Genomic DNA, 16,285 nt, shown 5'->3' on the forward strand with positions numbered 1-16,285 from the left:
GCGTGTCCCGGCACGCGCGCCGGTTGCGGCGGCGCGCAGGCTGGAGAACTGGGGCAGTATGGGGCGCTCCGGGAGGGTCGAGGAGTGAACCAGGAGGTCGCATCGCGCGTCCGGCTGCCGGCACGGGGCGGGTCGCCAGACCTGCTTGTGCGCCGCAATTCGCGGCTGCGCGAGGAGCTCAGGCGACAGGCCCGCGAGGCGCGCCTGCAGCGCTCCGTGGTGCGGCCCTCGGCCGCGGCCTTCTGGGGCGCGGAAGTGCGCGCCATCGCCGAGTTCCGCCTGCCGCTGATGGCGAGCTTCATCGTGGTGGCGGTGATTCCCACCCTCCTCGCCACGCTCTATTTCGTTTTCATCGCATCAAGCCAGTACCTCTCCGAAGCGCGCTTCGCCGTGCGCGCGTCCGAGCATGCCGGTTTGGAGTCCCTCTCCGGTGCCGCCGGGCTCGGCGGCCTCGCCGAGATCCAGGACAGCCTCATCATCGCCAATTACGTGAAGAGCCTCGCCGTGGTGGAGGCGCTGGAAGAGCGGGTGAACCTGCGCCAGCTCTATTCCCGCCCCGGCATCGACTGGTTCTCCCGTTTCAACCCCAATCGCCCCATCGAGCGGCTGGAGCGCAGCTGGCGCAGCCAGATCGACACGGCCATCGAGTCGCCGTCGGGCATCATCACGGTGAAGGTGTGGGCCTTCTCGCCGCAGGATTCCCTCAAGATCGCGCAGGCCATCGTCTCGCTCTCCGAGGACATGGTGAACAAGCTCGGCGAGCGCACCCGCACCGATGCCATCTCTCAGGCGGAGAAGGAGCTGGAGCGCTCGGAGGTCCGCCTGCGCAAGGCCCGCTCCGCCGTGCGCGACCTGCGCAACGAGGTGGGCGTGATCGATCCCGCCCGCACCAACGAGGGCATCGGCAAGCTCATCGCCGACCTCGAGAGCGACCAGGTGCTCATCGACCAGGAGATCGCCACCGCCCGGCGCACGCTCAGCCCCAGCGCGCCGCAGTTCGCGCTGCTCGATGCCCGCCGGCAGGCGGTGCGCGAGAACATCGCGCTGCTGAAGGCCCGGCTCACCAGCGGCACCGGATCGGACAAGGACACCCTGTCCGCGGTGATGACGCGCTACGACACCCTCGACCTCGAGCGCCAGATCGCCGAGCGCCAGTACACGGCGGCGGCGGCGGCGCTGGAGCAGGCGCGGGTGGCGGCGGAGCGGCAGGGCATGTACCTCGCGACCTTCGTGAAGCCGGTGCTGGCGCAGGAGCACGACTGGCCCCACCGCTTCTGGATGCCGATGGCGGCGGCGCTGCTGTTCGGCCTGCTGTGGCTGCTCCTGGTCTCGGCCTTCGAGCTGATGCGGCACATCAAGTCGTGAGGCGGGCATGATCGTCACCGACCACCTCACCAAGACCTACTGGACGCACCTGAAGCGCAAGGTGGTGCTCTCCGACGTGTCGGTGAACCTCGACACCCGCGCCAGCTACGGGCTGCTCGGCCAGAACGGGGCGGGCAAGTCCACCTTCCTGAAGCTCATCGCCGGCACCGAGGCGCCGACCTCCGGGCGCATCTACCGCTCGGTGCGCATCTCCTGGCCGCTGGGGTTCGCGGGCGGCTTCCACCCGATGATGACGGGACGGGAGAACATCCGCTTCCTCGCCCGCGTCTACGACGCCGACATCGCGGAGGTGACGGAGTTCGTGGAGGACTTCTCCGAGCTCGGCCGCGACCTGGACATGCCGGTGAAGACCTACTCCTCGGGCATGACCTCGCGCCTCGCCTTCGCCGTCTCCATGGCCATCGAGTTCGATTTCTACCTGGTGGACGAAATCACCGCCGTGGGTGATTCCCGCTTCCAGCTGAAGTGCGCGCGCGCCTTCGCCGAGCGGCGGGCGCGGGCCGGCCTCATCATGGCGTCGCACTCCACCGGCACCATCAAGGAATACTGCTCGGCCGGGATGGTGCTGCAGAAGGGGCGGCTGATGGTGTTCGAGGACATCAACGACGCCATCGAGGTCCACCGCCAGGCGATGGAGGCCTGACGATGCAGCGCCCCCGCCACGCCCCGACGCGACACGCCCCCGCGCGACACGCCGCCGAAACCTGGGCCGCCGCCTCCGGCATGCATGCCCGCGTGGTCGGCGCCGTCATCATGCGCGACCTGCAGACGCGCTTCGGCACCGGCTATTTCGGCTTCCTGCTGGGGCTGATCATGCCGTTGGGGCATCTATCGGTCGCGATGGGCATCACGCTCCTTCTCGGTCGGCCGGCGCCCGTCGGATCGGATACGGCGATCTTCCTGACGACAGGGCTTCTGCCCTTCATCGTCTGGCTCTACGGCCATCGCCAGATCATGCTGACAATCGCCCAGAATCGGCCACTCCTCTACTTTCCCGGCGTGGACATATTCGACCTGTTTGCCGCCCGTATCGTCATTGAAATCGTGACGGCGACACTCGTTGTCGGCATCGTTCTCGGGTCTCTGTCGATGATCGGCCACGATGTGCAGATCGCGGACTGGCCGGGCTTCACCTATGCGCTGCTGCAGGCTTGGCTCCTGGGCGTAGCGACAGGCCTGATCTTTGGCACGACGAGCACATTCGCGCCGATTGCATTGTTGATCGGCAACCTCATCGGCCCCCTTCTGTGGGGCATATCAGGAATATTCTTCCTCGCCGACAGCCTTCCGGAACGCATTTCGAACGTTCTTTACTATAACCCGTTGAGCCAGATAATCGACGGACTTCGCATTTCCTATTATGCGGAATACTACTCGTCATTCTACAGCGAAAAATCGTTATCAATTCAAATTCTCGTTCTGCTCACCGCCGGGATGGCTCTCATACCCGTCACGAGGAAAGTATCCTGACCCTGGAGGCGGCCCCAAGCCAACGCCGACCGCCTCGACCAACCATAACTCCCGGCGAGGCCATTCATGCTCAATCCCCACCTTATCGCGCAGTTGCGCAGAGCCGTAGCAGAGAACCCCGAAGTATCGATGCTCGGGAACCTCTCGCTGGACCGTGTGCAAATCAGCATGCCGTCTGCTCCGAGCCTCCCGTCGGTGATGGTTGAGCCTGCCTGGCATGGTGGGATGACCGGACCGCGGGAGATATTCGGGCGGCCTGTGGATGAATCCTGCTTGTCGGGCGTTGGCGCCCTGGGAGTCAGCGTCCCTGAAAAATCCATCTATACAGTCGAAAACGCACGGGTAGTCGGCTTCGACAGCATCCTGGGCCCTACGGGAGAACTGTTTGCGCCATCTCCCACCACCAAAAAAAACATCGACAGCCTGCTACAGAAAAATGCGACCGACCATCAAGGCTATCTGATCCAGAGGTCAGACGAATCCTTTTACGTCTATTACGCAGCCCGACCGCACGATAAACACTTTAATCTTGACGCAGTATATTTTCCGAACCTGGAGCCGGGAAACTACGGATCTTTCATATTCAGACAGCTTCCACAGATCCTGTCAGTCCCAGATATTAATCGATTTCAAGCCATTATCGTTCCCGACAGGACACCATGGACATCCGCCACCCTGAAAATGATGGGATTTGAAAACACGCCCGTGTTTTCACTTCGCGAGGTGAGCGGAGACACCTTCCGCTCGATTTCCCTGTTCTCGGATTTCGATGCGGAAGGTACATTGACGCCTGCAACAATAGGCAGAATGAGACGTTTGGCGACACCCGAAGGAAGAGCCCGCACCGAACCCTCCAAACGTCATATCTATGTGTCGCGCCTGCTGTCGTCGCTCGCGAGGCCGGACTATCGCCCGCTCAAAAACGAAATGGACATCGAAGCGTTCTTTTCAGAACGCGGATTTGAAATCGTCTATCCGGAGACGCTGACTTTTTCGGAACAAATCCATCTCTTTCATGGCGCATCCAAAATAGTTGGCCCTTCCGGGTCCGGAATGCTGAACGCTGTCTTTTCCGAGCCTAGCACAAAAATCGTGGACATGGAATCTTTCCATGTATGCGTTAGGCAGCATGCAAAAATATACAGCAGCTCCGAAACGGCCTACAGTTTCCTGTTCGGCGAACTGCAAAAGGGCGATCGCCACTCAATGATCGTCAGCCCATGGACCGCGCCAATACACCTTGTTCGCGAAGCGTACGATTGGATTATGGATTGACAGTACCTCGTCACTGACTTGGCGCCTGCATCGCATCTTCAATGGCCCTCTCGACAAGCCACGGATCGACCGAGAAATCTTCGTTGCCGCATCCGCGCGCGTTCGTCTGCTCCGCATCGAAGGCGCTGCCGATGACAGCTGAATACTGCTGGCCGCGTCGAGCGCACAGGGTCCGGAATGTTGGCCACAGCCGGGCGGGGCTTACGAGTTCGATCACACGGCATCTGTCCTGTGCAAAGATCACATTGGACAGGCCCGCACCGTGCGGCCCGATCACCAGTTCGGCCCCGGAGAAGAGCCGCATCTGCTCGGACACGCTCTTTCCGCTGAGCGTAACAACCTGAACTCCATGCCGCTGCAGGCGTTCGGCCAGGGCGGCTTCATCTGTCAGCCGACGAACCGACGCATCGTCCCGGCTGATGTAGATCCGCTTCGGCGATCCTTCCTCGCTCTGCGGAATGATATTCCGGAGCCAGCCCTCCAGCATCCTGTTCGCCAGCGGCGATCTCGTAAAGTGATCGCCCTTGAAAATGACGGGTGAAGGGAAGATCAGGCGCTTGACACGCAGCCATCTCGAACGCTGCACATAGGGGGAGACACCTGCGATGCCCCACATCTGAGATGCAAATTTTTGATAGGACGACGCAAGCAGCGGAGTTCCGTCGGCACGAAATCGACTGAATATTGCTAGGCGCGGAAGTATCGAGTTCAGGAAGTGGAAATAACCCGCCTCCCCAGCCTCTCTTGCATAAAAGAGACACTCAACCTCTTCAACGTCCCCATCGATTCTGGGCGCATATCCACCATCCCGAGCCCAAAGATCTCCTGAGAACTGGGACATGAAGTTCGCCTCCTCCCACGGGAAAAGACTCTCATAGAGAATATTGCTATCGGATATGATAATCCCAGACGGACCAATCAGCACGTCTTCCAACTCGGCAATATACATTTCGGGTATCGAACAGGTTCTCCCTGCCCGAAACGCATAGAATATGTCCGGTTCAATTTCAGGACGTCCACCCAGAACCAATCTCGGCGGATTGATCGTGAACTGGTGACTGCCTTCGATCGTATACAACCAGCGAATCGCAGAGAAACGCTCCATGTCGCTCACATTTGCGATGCTCGCGATCATCAGTGGCTTCATGCTGACTCTCGACCTCTCTCGTCTAAGTTGCCGATCTGGCAGCGAAATTTATTTGCCGGCTAGAAACCGCCCGTATGGCGGCAAGCTGCCGCTCACATGCCGTTGCGGCAATCATTGGTCTAAATGTTGCGATGATCGTTCGGCGGGCAGACCGCCCGAAATTCACGAGCCCAAGCTATCCAGCTGGCTCGCACCGCTCCACTCGTTCTTCCACCCTGACATTGTCGTTGGGGCAACTTCGCATCGGAAGGCTGAGCTGCGCAATAGTTTGATTAGGATTTTCCACGTCGTATGAGCCTACCGCCATGCTGCACCGCCACACAGGTTTGACAGCGCGATTCCTGAACGTTAATTGAACATTTCGGCACCCAAACCTGAGCGTGCGGTGGTTGCGGTGGAAGCAGGGCGGAGCAAGGTGATGGGCTGGCTCGCAAATCTGCTGCAGCGCCACAAGTCCGGGCCGGTGGGTGCGTTTCCAGCGGCGCGAGTCGAGGCGGACGCGCCGCCGGTTGATCAGGGCCCGCCCCCGGACCAGCCCATGCCTCCTGCCCCCCCCGCAACCGTCGTCGAGAACGGGCCGATCTGGCCGCCCCTCGTTGATGGCAAGGCCGAGCGCCCGACTGACGGGGCCGGGCTCGACCGGGTGTTCCGCGACCGTGACCTGCTGGTCATCACAGGCTGGGTCAGCGGCACCGCTTCGCTCCACGTGGAGGGCGCGGCGGGCGTGATCGAACCCGACCTGCGCGTGCAGGTTTCCCGCCAGGACGTCTCCGCCGCCTACGGATTTGCGGCGCGGGTGGACGGCCTGCTCCTCGCCTATCGCCTGCCGGCTGGCCGGCCCGTCCGCGTCGTCGCCAGCGCCGGCAAGCACAACCGCTCCAGCGACGCTACCGCTTTCCCGGCCAATCGCTACGAGCGCGACCTCGGCCGCATCGTCGCCGAATATTCCGTGGCGCGGGCGCCGCTGGTGGACGTCGTATACGACCTGCCGAAGCATCTCGCCGCCGTCGCCCGGTCCGCCGTCCCCTCCACCGAGCCCGGTGCCCCGCAGGGTCACATGGAAATACTGAAGTCGGTGCCCGGCGCCGGCGGCCTCTGCGTCGGCTGGACGCTGGGTGAGGGCCCCTTCTTCCTGGTGGACGAGAACGGCCTGTGCCAGCCGCTGGAGGCGCCGGAGCGCTGGAACCGCGCGGACATCTTCGAAGCCTTCGCCGCCGACTACGGCGCCGCCTGCGCTGATGCCGGCTTCCTCCAGGCGCTGCCCGCCGGCTTCGGCAAACGCGCGCGCCTCATCGCCCGCCACGGCGACACCCTGGTCCTCGCCCACGAGCGGGACGTCGATCCCGCCCCGCGCGACGCGGTGGGGTATGCCCGCTGGGCGTTCTCCTTCCCGGTCCCTCCCGAGCGGATGGCGGCGCGTTTCAGCCGGCATGACGGATCGGTGCTGAAAACCCTCATAAACCGCATCGAACACCCCAAGAATACCTCGGTGGAACGGGCTGGAATCGTACCGGCTCAGCCCGAGGTGTCGATCGTTGTGCCGCTCTACGGCCGCTACGATTTCGTCGACCACCAGTTGCTGGAATTCGCCGAAGATCCCTTTATTCGCAAGCGTTGCGAGGTGATCTACGTGGTCGATGACCCGACCATCCGCGCGGCCGTCTTCGCCAACCTCGACACCTGGTGGCAGCTCTACGGCGTCCCCCTTACTCTGGTATGGGGCGGGCGCAATCGCGGCTTCTCCGGCGCCAGCAATCTGGGCCTCTCGCAGGCGCGGGGACGGCAGGTGCTGTTCCTGAATTCGGACGTCATTCCAACGCGTTCCGGCTGGCTCGAGGAACTGAGCCGGCGCCTCGACGACCATTCCGACTACGGCCTCCTCGGCACCCGCCTGCTGTTTCCTTCTGGCGGCGTCCAGCATGACGGTATGGTCTTCGAATATAACGGAAAATACGGCGTCTGGCTCAATCAGCATCCCGGCAAGGGCCTGCCTCCGACAAGCGCCACGGCGGGAAAAGTCGTGCCCTGGCCCGCCGCCACCGGCGCCTGCCTCCTCGGCGACCGCGCGGAGGTGGCCGCACTCGGGGGCTTCAGCGAGGACTATCTCATTGGCGACTTTGAGGATTCCGACCTGTGCCTGAAGATGCAGGCGGCCGGCCGCTCCGTCGGTGTGTGCCCGGACATCGCGCTGACGCATCTCGAACGCCAGTCCTTCGGCCTCCAAGGTTCGGGTGATTTCCGCATGCGTGTGATGCTGTTCAACGCCTGGCTCCATCAGGAACGCTGGCGCCCCGCCATCGAGCGCCACTCAGTCACCGATGCGGGAGCCGCGGCATGATTGGCACCGCCCTCATTATCGCCCACGGCCATCTTGATTTCAGCGCCGGCGGCGCGGAAGTCGCCGCACATCAATTGTTTACGGCCCTGCGTGAGAGCGGCGCCGCCCGCCGGGTCGCGCTTCTCGCCCGCCACGGCGGCACGCCGACTGGCCTCGTGACCATGCTGCGGGAGGACGAATACCTCTGGCGCACCGGCATGGGCGACTGGTTCACCTTCCGCTCGTCCCAGCCCCATGCCGTGACCGGACCGTTCCGGAGCTTTCTCGAGCGGCTCCAGCCGGATGTGGTGTTCATCCATCACTATGCCCATATGGGCCTGGAAATGTTGCGGGAAATCCGCCGCATCTGTCCGGACACGCGGATCATCCTGACGCTCCACGAATTCCAGGCCATCTGCAACAATAACGGACAGATGGTGAAGCCCGGGACCACTGAACTTTGCTTCAATTCCTCTGCGGAGTCCTGCTCGGTCTGCTTCCCTGAGCGCAGCGAGGAAGATTTCTGGCTGCGCAAGCATTTCATCAGCCGGCACTTCGACATGGTCGACCGGTTCATCGCCCCCTCGGAATTCCTGCGCCAGCGCTATATCGACTGGGGCATCGCTCCCGAGCGCATCGCGGTGATCGAGAACGGCCAGCCGTCCGGCAAGCGCCTCCCGCCACGCCCGCTGACCGACAACGAAAGGCGCAACCGCTTCGCCTTTTTCGGCCAGGTGACGCCCTTCAAGGGCGTGGACGTGCTCCTCTCTGCCCTCGCCAACCTCAGCCGCGCCCAGCGGCGCGAGTTGCATGTGGAGATTCACGGCGCCAACCTAGAGAAACAGTCGGACGCCTTCCGCGACCGCATCGAGGCGCTGCGCCAGCCGCTGATGAAGGAGGGCGTGCTGCACTGGCCCGGCGCCTATCATCGCGATGATCTCGAACGGCGCTTGTCACGCATCGACTGGGTTGTGATGCCTTCGGTGTGGTGGGAGAATTCACCGGTTGTGATTCAGGAGGCTCGCCGTTTCGGCCGGCCCATCCTGTGCTCGAACATCGGTGGCATGGCGGAGCATGTGCGCGACGGGGTGGACGGACTTCATGTCGGTGTGGGCAACGTGACGGACTGGGGCGAAAGCCTTCTGGCCGCCACCGACCCGGACCGTTGGGATCGTCTTGTTCAAAGCCTGCGGCCACCGGTTCCCGTCGCAACTGCGGCGCGGCAATATCTCGAATGGGCTCTCGACGACACGCCGCGTCGGGCGCCCGAACTGCCCCGGGTGATCTCGGGCCGCGTCTGACCGCGCGAAAGTGCAATGGCGGCATTGTCGGGCGCGGACCCGAAAAGCACAGCGGGAGACGACGGGGTTGCGTTCTGAGATTGTTTCCAGTCAGGGTGGCTTTGATCTTGCGGTCGTCGGACACGCCCTGCGCCTGCCTGGCGCGGCGAGTGCCGATGCGCTGTGGCGTCTTCTGAAGTCCGGTCAGTCATCCGTCCGCGACTTTCCGACCGGGCGCTGGCCCATCGAGCGCGCGCTGCACCCGCGTCGCACCGAGCCGGGGTTCAGCTACACCTTTGCCGGCGGCTATCTGGAGGCCCCCTTCGGCTTCGATCCGGCGGTGTTCGGCATCTCGCCGCGCGAGGCGCAGCAGATCGACCCGCAGCAACGGCTGCTGCTGGAAGTGGTCTTCGAGGCCCTGGAGGATGCCGGCCTGCCCCCCTCGCGCACGGCGGGGCAGGAGATCGGCGTCTATGTCGGCGCCTCGAACGTGGACTACCAGTCCGGCGCGGCAGGCGATCCCGCGGCCATCGAGAGCCATTTCATGACGGGGAATTCCCTGTCGATCATCTCGAACCGCATCTCCTACATCTTCGACTGGCGCGGCCCGAGCTTCACGGTAGATTCCGCCTGCTCGTCGTCGTTCGTGGCGCTGGTCCAGGCCGCGGCTGCGCTCGATGCCGGATTGATCGATACCGCGGTCGTCGCGGGCGTGAACCTGCTTCTGTCGCCGGCGCCCTTCATCGGCTTCTCGCGCGCCTCCATGTTGTCGCCGACGGGGCGCTGCCGTCCCTTCTCCGCGGCCGCCGACGGCTATGTGCGGTCGGAGGGCGCCATTGCCATAGTGCTGCGGCGCGCGTCGGACGCTCGCGCGGCCGGTCAGCGGATTCGCACCGGGATCGTCGGCGCCGCCGCCAATTCGGACGGTCGCACCTCCGGCATTTCACTTCCCTCCGCTGAGGGCCAGGCGGCCCTCATGTCCGCGCTCTATCAGCGGCTCGGCATCACGCCGGACCAACTCGCATTCGTCGAGGCGCACGGCACGGGCACGCCGGTGGGCGACCCCATCGAGGCGAGCGCCATCGGCTCCGCACTTGGCAGGGGCCGTTCGGCGGCGCTGCCGGTGGGCTCGGTCAAGTCCAATATCGGACATCTCGAATGCGTCTCCGGCCTCGCTGGGCTGGTGAAGGCCGGCATGGCCCTCGCCGAAGCCCGCCTGCCGCGCACGCTCTATCTCGACGAGATGAGCCCCTACATCGATTTCGCCGCGCTCAACCTCGCGCCGGCGCGAGAAGAGGTGGCCCTCGACCTGACCCGCACGCCGTTCGCCGGCGTGTCCAACTATGGTTTCGGCGGCACCAACGCGCACGTGATCCTGCGCGCACCGGAGAAGGAGCCCGAGCAGCAGCCAGCTTCCGGGGCGCGCCTGCTTCTCCTTTCCGCCCGGTCCCAGGCCGCGCTGCGGGGGCTTGCCGCCGGCTATGCCGAGCGGATCGAGGCCGGCGACGCGTCGCCCGCGACCATCGCCTCCGCCGCCTTCCACCAGCGCGAACGGATGGACCTTCGGCTCGCACTGCCGGTCGGCGATGCCAGGGACATGGCGGCGGCCCTGCGCGGGTTTTCCCGGGAAGAGACGGCCCCCTCCGTTGCCACGGGCAAGGTTCAGGGGCGCCCCGGAAAAACGGTCTTCGTCTATAGCGGCAATGGCGCGCAATGGGTGGGCATGGGGCGGACGGCACTCGTCCGCAACCCCGCCTTTCGCGCGGCCTTCACCACGATCGATGCCCTCTATCGGGACATCGGCGGCTGGTCTCTGGCGGAAGCGCTGGAAGCACCGGACCTCGCCACCCGCCTCGGCCGCACCAGCGTGGCACAGCCGCTGCTCTTCGCCATCCAGGCCGCGCTCACGGCCGCGCTGGAGGCGGAGGGCGTGGTGCCCGACGTGGTGCTGGGCCATAGCGTCGGCGAGGTGGCCGCAGCTCTGGCGAGCGGAGCGCTCGATCTGGAGCAGGCCGTCCATCTCATCCACCACCGCAGCCAGCGGCAGGAGAGCGTTGCCGGCCTCGGCCGCATGATCGCGCTCGCCGCCGGGCCGGCGCAGGCGGATGCCTTCGTCGCCGCTCTCGCCGCGCCCGGCCTTGTGGTCGCGGCCTATAACGGCCCGGGATCTGTGACGCTCAGCGGGCCGGAAACCTCGATTGCGCTCGCGGAAAAGGCGGCTCGGCTGCAGCGTATCGCCACCGTCGCCCTCGATATCGCCTATCCGTTCCATTCCGGCCTCCTGGATGGGGCCGAACAGGCCATCCGCGAAGACCTGAAAAGCCTCGCCCCGCGCGAAACCCGCGCCACCTTCGTCTCGACCGTGACCGGGTCGGTCCTCGCCGGACCGGCCCTCGACGCCGAATACTGGTGGCACAACATCCGCCTGCCGGTGCGTTTCGCGGCGGCGGTCGAGGCTGCCGGTTCACTGGGCGGCACCCACTTCGTCGAGATCGGCGCACGGCCCATCCTGGTCGGCCCCACGAGCGACACCCTGCGCGAGGCCGGCGTCGCCGCCGAATGCCTTGGCAGCCTCTCCGAGCGGGACGACCAGACCGACGGCGATCCGGTGCGTGCGCTGGTCGCCCGCCTTGCGGCGCGCGGCCTCGAACCCGACGCAGAGCGGGGCTTCGGCGCCCCTCCCCCGCCCCTCTCCTTGCCCAATTATGCCTGGGACCGGCAACACTACGTGCTGCCCACCACGTCGGAGGCCATCGGCCTCTACGGACGGCTCAACGATGCGCCCGCGCCCCATCCCCTGCTCGGCCTGAAGGTGAGCGAGGGCGTGCCGGAATGGCATGCCTGGGTGGATGCCGAGATCGTGCCCTATCTCGGCGACCACCGGGTGGACGGCGAGGCCGTGGTGCCCGGCGCTGCGCTTGCCGAGATGATGCTATCGGTCGGCCGCGCGGAACTCGGCGAAGGCCCGCTGGAGCTTTCCGACTTCGACATCCTGCGTCCGCTTGCCCTGGCCGAGGGCAGCATGCGGGAGGTCTCCACGCGCTTCGAGGCGACCACCCGCACCTGTGAGATCTGGTCCCGCCACCGGCTCGCCGGCGGCGCTTTCGTGCTGCACGCCACCGGCCGGCTCTCGCTCGCGGTAGGTGAGGCCGCGCGCCAGCCCGGGCCGGAGCTTTCCGCCGCCTGGCAGGTGAGCGAGGACGAGGTCTATGCCGCCGCCATCCGCTGCGGCCTCGATTACGGGCCGAGCTTCCGCCGCGTGCGCCACGTGGTCCGCGATGCCGACTCCGGCATCGCGCAGATCGCGCCGGGCCGTCCGCCGCTCGGCGCCTATCAGGACAGGCTGCTGATCGACCCGACCGCGCTCGACGCGGCGCTGCACATGCTGTTCCTCGATGCCGACGTGGTGGAGGGCGAGACCCGCACCCATCTGCCGGTGCGCCTTGGCGCGCTCAGGGTCTGGCAGCCGGGCGCAGCCGTCACCCGAAGCATCATGCGCCGCAAGCGCAAGAACCGCTTTACGGCGGTGGTGGACCTCACCTTGCTCGCCGCCGACGACAGCGTCGTCGCCGAGGTCGCCGATCTCGTGCTGCGCGAGGTCGTGCTGTCCCAGCGTCCGGACGAGGAACGCCAGTTCCATGTGGACATAGAGCCCGTGCGCATGGACACGGCGACGCCGCCCGGCCGCGCGATCGAGGTGCAGCCCGAAGCGAGCGATGCGGCGCTGTTGCTGCGCGCCTTCGTGCGCTCCTTCGCGTATGAGTGCGCATCCGAAGCCGATGCCGGCCTCCTCTTGCGCGCCTCCGAAGGCCGCGCGTCGGTGCTCATGGGCTATCTGGCCGCCTGCGGCCTTGCCGACCATTATGAAACGGGCTGGCACCTGAAGGAGGCGGCTCCTCCTCCGTCCCAGCTGATCTTCCGCTCGCTCGCCGAGCGGTTTCCGCAGGCGAATGCCGAGATCCGCCTTGCCGCGCATCTCATGGCCAGCCTGCCCGCGTCGCTCTCGGGAGGGGGCTCAGACCTTCCCGCACACCTGGCCGAGCAGTTCGAGACGGAGTCGGTCTCCGCCGCCGCGACGCTCGGAACCCTTCGCGGGTCCATCGAGGCGCGTATTGCCGCCTGCGCGCCGCGACCGATCCAGATCGTTGCCGGCTCGCGGCCCGGCGCTGCGCTGATGGCCCTCCTGCTTCCGTTCGCCCGCGATGGTCGCGCTCAGGTGACGATCGTCGGCGCCAATGCCGCCGAGTGTGAGCGCCTCGCGTCCATGCCGGGCATGGACGCCTTTGCCGTGGTCGACGGCGCGGCACCGGATGCGGCCTTCCTGCCCGTCGATCTCGTGCTCGGCCTTGCCGACACCACCGCCGACATCGACGTGCTTGAGCGCGTGGCCCCCCTCTGCCCCGGCGCGCAGGTCGCGATCGCCGTTCCGACCTTCGACCCTGCGCTCGACCTTCTGCTGGGCGCAGCCGATCCCGACGCCGCCGCGGCGAGACAGCGGCCGGCTCCGGAACTGGTGGAAGATGCCCTTCAGCGCGCCGGTGCGGTTGATGCCACCCGGATCGACGGTGCCGGCACCGTCCTGCTCACTGCGTCCATCGCCCTCCCCGCGCAGGCCCCCGAGGCGACCGCGCCTGTCTGGGTCATCGGCGATCGCGCTCCGGCCTTCGCGCTGGCGCTGGCGGGCTCTGCCGATCGCGTCATCGGCGGAACGCCGCCCGAGCCTGAGACCGCCCCGCGGGCGCTGGTCCTGCCGATGGTCTTCGACGCCGAGGCTGCACCACGCGACGCATTGGCGTCTGCCCTGCTCGACCTCAAGGCGCAGATCGCCTGGGTGGCGACGGCGAACACGCCGCTTTGGATCATCACGGTGCGTGGCCGGCAACAGCCGGGTGAGGTGCTGGATCCGCTGGCGGTCGCCGTCTCGGCCTTCGTCCGGGTCGCGATGAACGAGACGCCCGGCCTCGACCTCCGCCTTATCGACGTGGGGGCGCTCGACGCCGCGTCCGCGCGTCGCGTCCGCGGCATCATCGACGCGCCCGGGCTGGAGACGGAACGGGTTTCGCGCCCCACGGGGGAATATGCCATCCGGGTTCGCCGTGGCCCTGCGCACGCGGCGGCTTCGATCGACGACGCCCATCGCACACGGCTCCATGTGGGCCGGCAGGGCGCGCTCGGGGCCATGGAGTGGCGCTCCGAGCCGCGCATCGCCCCCGATGCGGGGCAGATCGAGATCGAGGTGGCCGCGACCGGCCTCAATTTCCGCGACGTGATGCTGGCGCTGGGCGCGCTGGACGATGACATCCTCGGACCGGGCCTTACCGGTGCGTCACTCGGCTTCGAGATGGCTGGCACGGTGACGCGGGTGGGTCCCGGCGTCAGCGATCACGCCGTGGGGGACCGCGTGATGGGCTTTGCCCCCGACGCGTTCTCGTCCCATGTGACAGTGCCGGCGTGGTTCGCCTTCAAGGTGCCGGAGACGCTCGCCCTTGAGGCGGCAGCCGCCGTGCCGGTGGTGTTCGCCACGGCCTGGTACGCCCTCATCGACCGCGCCCGCCTGACTGCTGGCGAGACCGTGCTGGTGCACGGCGCCGCCGGTGGCGTGGGCCTCGCCGCCGTGGGCATCGCCCTGGCGCGCGGCGCCCGAGTGATCACCACCGCCGGCACGCCGGAAAAGGCGGCGCTCCTCAAGGCGCTGGGCGTGGAGGCCGTCTACAACTCCCGCGATCTCGCCTTCGCCCGCGACATCGCGCGCGATCACGGCAAGGTCGACGTGGTGCTGAACTCGCTGGCCGGCGACGCCATGGCGGCAAGTCTGAAGCTGGTGAAGCCGTTCGGTCGCTTCGTCGAGCTGGGCAAGCGCGACTTCCTTTCCAACACGACGGTGGGGCTACGCCCCTTCGCCCGCAACATCAGCTATTTCGGCGTGGACCTCGACCAGTTGCTTGCCCACGACAAGGCGCGGGCGACGGCGCTGATGGCCGAGATCGGCGAAGCCTTTGCGAACGGCTCGCTCCAACCCATTCCGTACCGCGTCATGGAAGGATCGGCGACGGAAGACGCCTTCCGCCAGATGCAGGCGGCACGGCACGTGGGCAAGATCGTGGTGCGCCCGCCCCGCACGGGCCGCGTCGTTTCCACCGCGCCGGAGACGCCGGCGCTGCGCGAGGGCGTCCATCTCGTGCTCGGCGGCAATGGCGGCTTCGGGCTTGAGACAGCCCTGTGGCTGGCGGCCCAGACCGCCGGTACGGTGGCCATCGCCTCGCGCTCCGGCGTGCGTGTGGCCGGCGATCTTGCACGCATCGAGGCGGCCCGCGCGGCCGGCGCGCGGATCGTCGTCGAGCAGGCGGATGCCCGTGATCCCGCGGCGCTGGAGGCTCTGGTGGAGCGCCTCGTCGCTAAGCACGGCCCGCTGCGCAGTGTGGTCCACACCGCCATGGTGCTACGCGACGGCGCCATTCCCAATCTTGATGCGGAGAGCCTCGACGCGGTGTTGGCGCCGAAGGTCGATGGCGTTCTGACCCTCGACCGGATCACCGAGAAGCATCCGGTCGACCATTTCGTCGTCTACTCCTCCGCCTCGGCCATGATCGGCAGTCCCGGACAAGGCGCCTATGTGGCGGCCAACGCCTTTCTGGAAGGCGTGGTGCGCAACCGCCGCGCACGCGGGCTGCCGGGCCTTGCGGTCGCCTGGGGCGCGATCTCCGATGCCGGCGTCATCGCCAAGGACCAGGAACTCGGCCAGAGGCTGACGCGGGCCACCGGCGTCGCCGGCATCGCCTCGGCCGAGGCGCTCGGCTTCCTCGGCCGGCTTATGGCGCAGGGCGTGGCCGCGGACGTGGTGAACGTCTACGCGCAGGTGAACCGCACCGCCATCGCTAGCCAGCTGCCGGTGCTGCGCACGCCGACCTTCCCCCGCCTGTTCTCCACCGCGGCGGATGGGGCGGCGGGGAGCGGCGAGGATCTGATGGAGCAGATCGCCGGTCTCGGCGATGCGGAGGCGCGCGTGCTTCTGCGCGAAGTGCTGGGCCGCGAGGTCGCCGGCATCCTGCGCCTGCCGCCGGACGCGGTGACGGGCACGGCCGCGCTGTCCGAGCTTGGCATGGATTCGCTGATGGCTCTGGAGCTGCGCCTGACGCTGGAGAAGAAGTTCGGCTTCGAGCTGCCGCTGCTCTCCATCGGCAGCGGGCGCACGCTGGACGATCTGGCGGCTGTCGCGCTGTCGAGTCTCAGGACGCCAGAGAATGCCGCATCTGCCGAGGCGGTTGCACCGGCTGTGGTCCTCGCTCCCGAGGAAGCCGCCCTTGCGGCCCGTCACGGGGTGCGGCTCGATGCGGAATCCATCGAGGCCCTGACCGAGATGGCCGCCGCATCGCCGCGCGACGCTGCGGGGACCGGTTCGTGAGGCACGTG

General features: G+C 66.6%; 8 protein-coding genes. 7 read left to right on the forward strand and 1 reads right to left on the reverse strand.

Features of this window, described 5'->3' with window-relative positions:
• Window positions 1-84 precede the first annotated feature (84 nt).
• The 4 genes from FHT36_RS03040 to FHT36_RS03055 all read left to right on the forward strand — a co-directional run bounded on the left by FHT36_RS03040 (window position 85) and on the right by FHT36_RS03055 (window position 4,131).
• Entirely contained in the window at window positions 85-1,365 is a 1,281-nt protein-coding gene (locus FHT36_RS03040) for a hypothetical protein (protein ID WP_169121021.1), read from the forward strand.
• Between the two features lie 7 nt (window positions 1,366-1,372).
• Window positions 1,373-2,029 (forward strand): ABC transporter ATP-binding protein, encoded by a 657-nt coding sequence (locus FHT36_RS03045; protein WP_169121022.1) that lies wholly within the window; start codon window positions 1,373-1,375, stop codon window positions 2,027-2,029.
• Between the two features lie 2 nt (window positions 2,030-2,031).
• Window positions 2,032-2,856, forward strand: coding sequence for an ABC transporter permease (locus tag FHT36_RS03050; RefSeq protein ID WP_169121023.1), 825 nt, complete (start codon window positions 2,032-2,034; stop codon window positions 2,854-2,856).
• Between the two features lie 66 nt (window positions 2,857-2,922).
• Entirely contained in the window at window positions 2,923-4,131 is a 1,209-nt protein-coding gene (locus FHT36_RS03055) for a DUF563 domain-containing protein (RefSeq protein WP_169121024.1), read from the forward strand.
• 10 nt (window positions 4,132-4,141) lie between these two features.
• On the opposite strand, the gene FHT36_RS03060 is transcribed toward FHT36_RS03055, so the two are convergent.
• Window positions 4,142-5,278, reverse strand: a complete 1,137-nt coding sequence (locus tag FHT36_RS03060) for a DUF563 domain-containing protein (RefSeq protein WP_169121025.1) — start codon at window positions 5,276-5,278, stop codon at window positions 4,142-4,144.
• 538 nt (window positions 5,279-5,816) lie between these two features.
• Between FHT36_RS03060 and FHT36_RS03065 the strand changes: the two genes are divergently transcribed.
• From FHT36_RS03065 to FHT36_RS03075, 3 genes are all read left to right on the forward strand, one after another.
• On the forward strand, window positions 5,817-7,616 hold the full coding sequence (locus tag FHT36_RS03065; protein ID WP_169121026.1) for a glycosyltransferase family 2 protein: 1,800 nt from the start codon (window positions 5,817-5,819) through the stop codon (window positions 7,614-7,616).
• Window positions 7,613-8,896 (forward strand): glycosyltransferase family 4 protein, encoded by a 1,284-nt coding sequence (locus tag FHT36_RS03070; protein WP_169121027.1) that lies wholly within the window; start codon window positions 7,613-7,615, stop codon window positions 8,894-8,896. The genes FHT36_RS03065 and FHT36_RS03070 overlap by 4 nt, the downstream gene beginning before the upstream one ends.
• 67 nt (window positions 8,897-8,963) lie before the next feature.
• On the forward strand, window positions 8,964-16,277 hold the full coding sequence (locus FHT36_RS03075; protein WP_169121028.1) for a type I polyketide synthase: 7,314 nt from the start codon (window positions 8,964-8,966) through the stop codon (window positions 16,275-16,277).
• The last annotated feature ends 8 nt before the right edge of the window (window positions 16,278-16,285 follow it).

This window comes from Xanthobacter sp. SG618 (assembly GCF_012932745.1).
In the GTDB taxonomy this organism is placed as follows: domain Bacteria; phylum Pseudomonadota; class Alphaproteobacteria; order Rhizobiales; family Xanthobacteraceae; genus Xanthobacter; species Xanthobacter flavus.

Excerpts from the sequence above, each read along its gene's own strand:
- FHT36_RS03045 (WP_169121022.1), top strand. The coding sequence starts at position 1,373 with ATGATCGTCACCGACCACCTCACCAAGACCTACTGGACGCACCTGAAG.
- FHT36_RS03065 (WP_169121026.1), top strand. The coding sequence starts at position 5,817 with ATGCCTCCTGCCCCCCCCGCAACCGTCGTCGAGAACGGGCCGATCTGG.
- FHT36_RS03055 (WP_169121024.1), top strand. The coding sequence starts at position 2,923 with ATGCTCAATCCCCACCTTATCGCGCAGTTGCGCAGAGCCGTAGCAGAG.
- FHT36_RS03070 (WP_169121027.1), top strand. The coding sequence starts at position 7,613 with ATGATTGGCACCGCCCTCATTATCGCCCACGGCCATCTTGATTTCAGC.
- FHT36_RS03050 (WP_169121023.1), top strand. The coding sequence starts at position 2,032 with ATGCAGCGCCCCCGCCACGCCCCGACGCGACACGCCCCCGCGCGACAC.
- FHT36_RS03060 (WP_169121025.1), bottom strand. The coding sequence starts at position 5,278 with ATGAAGCCACTGATGATCGCGAGCATCGCAAATGTGAGCGACATGGAG.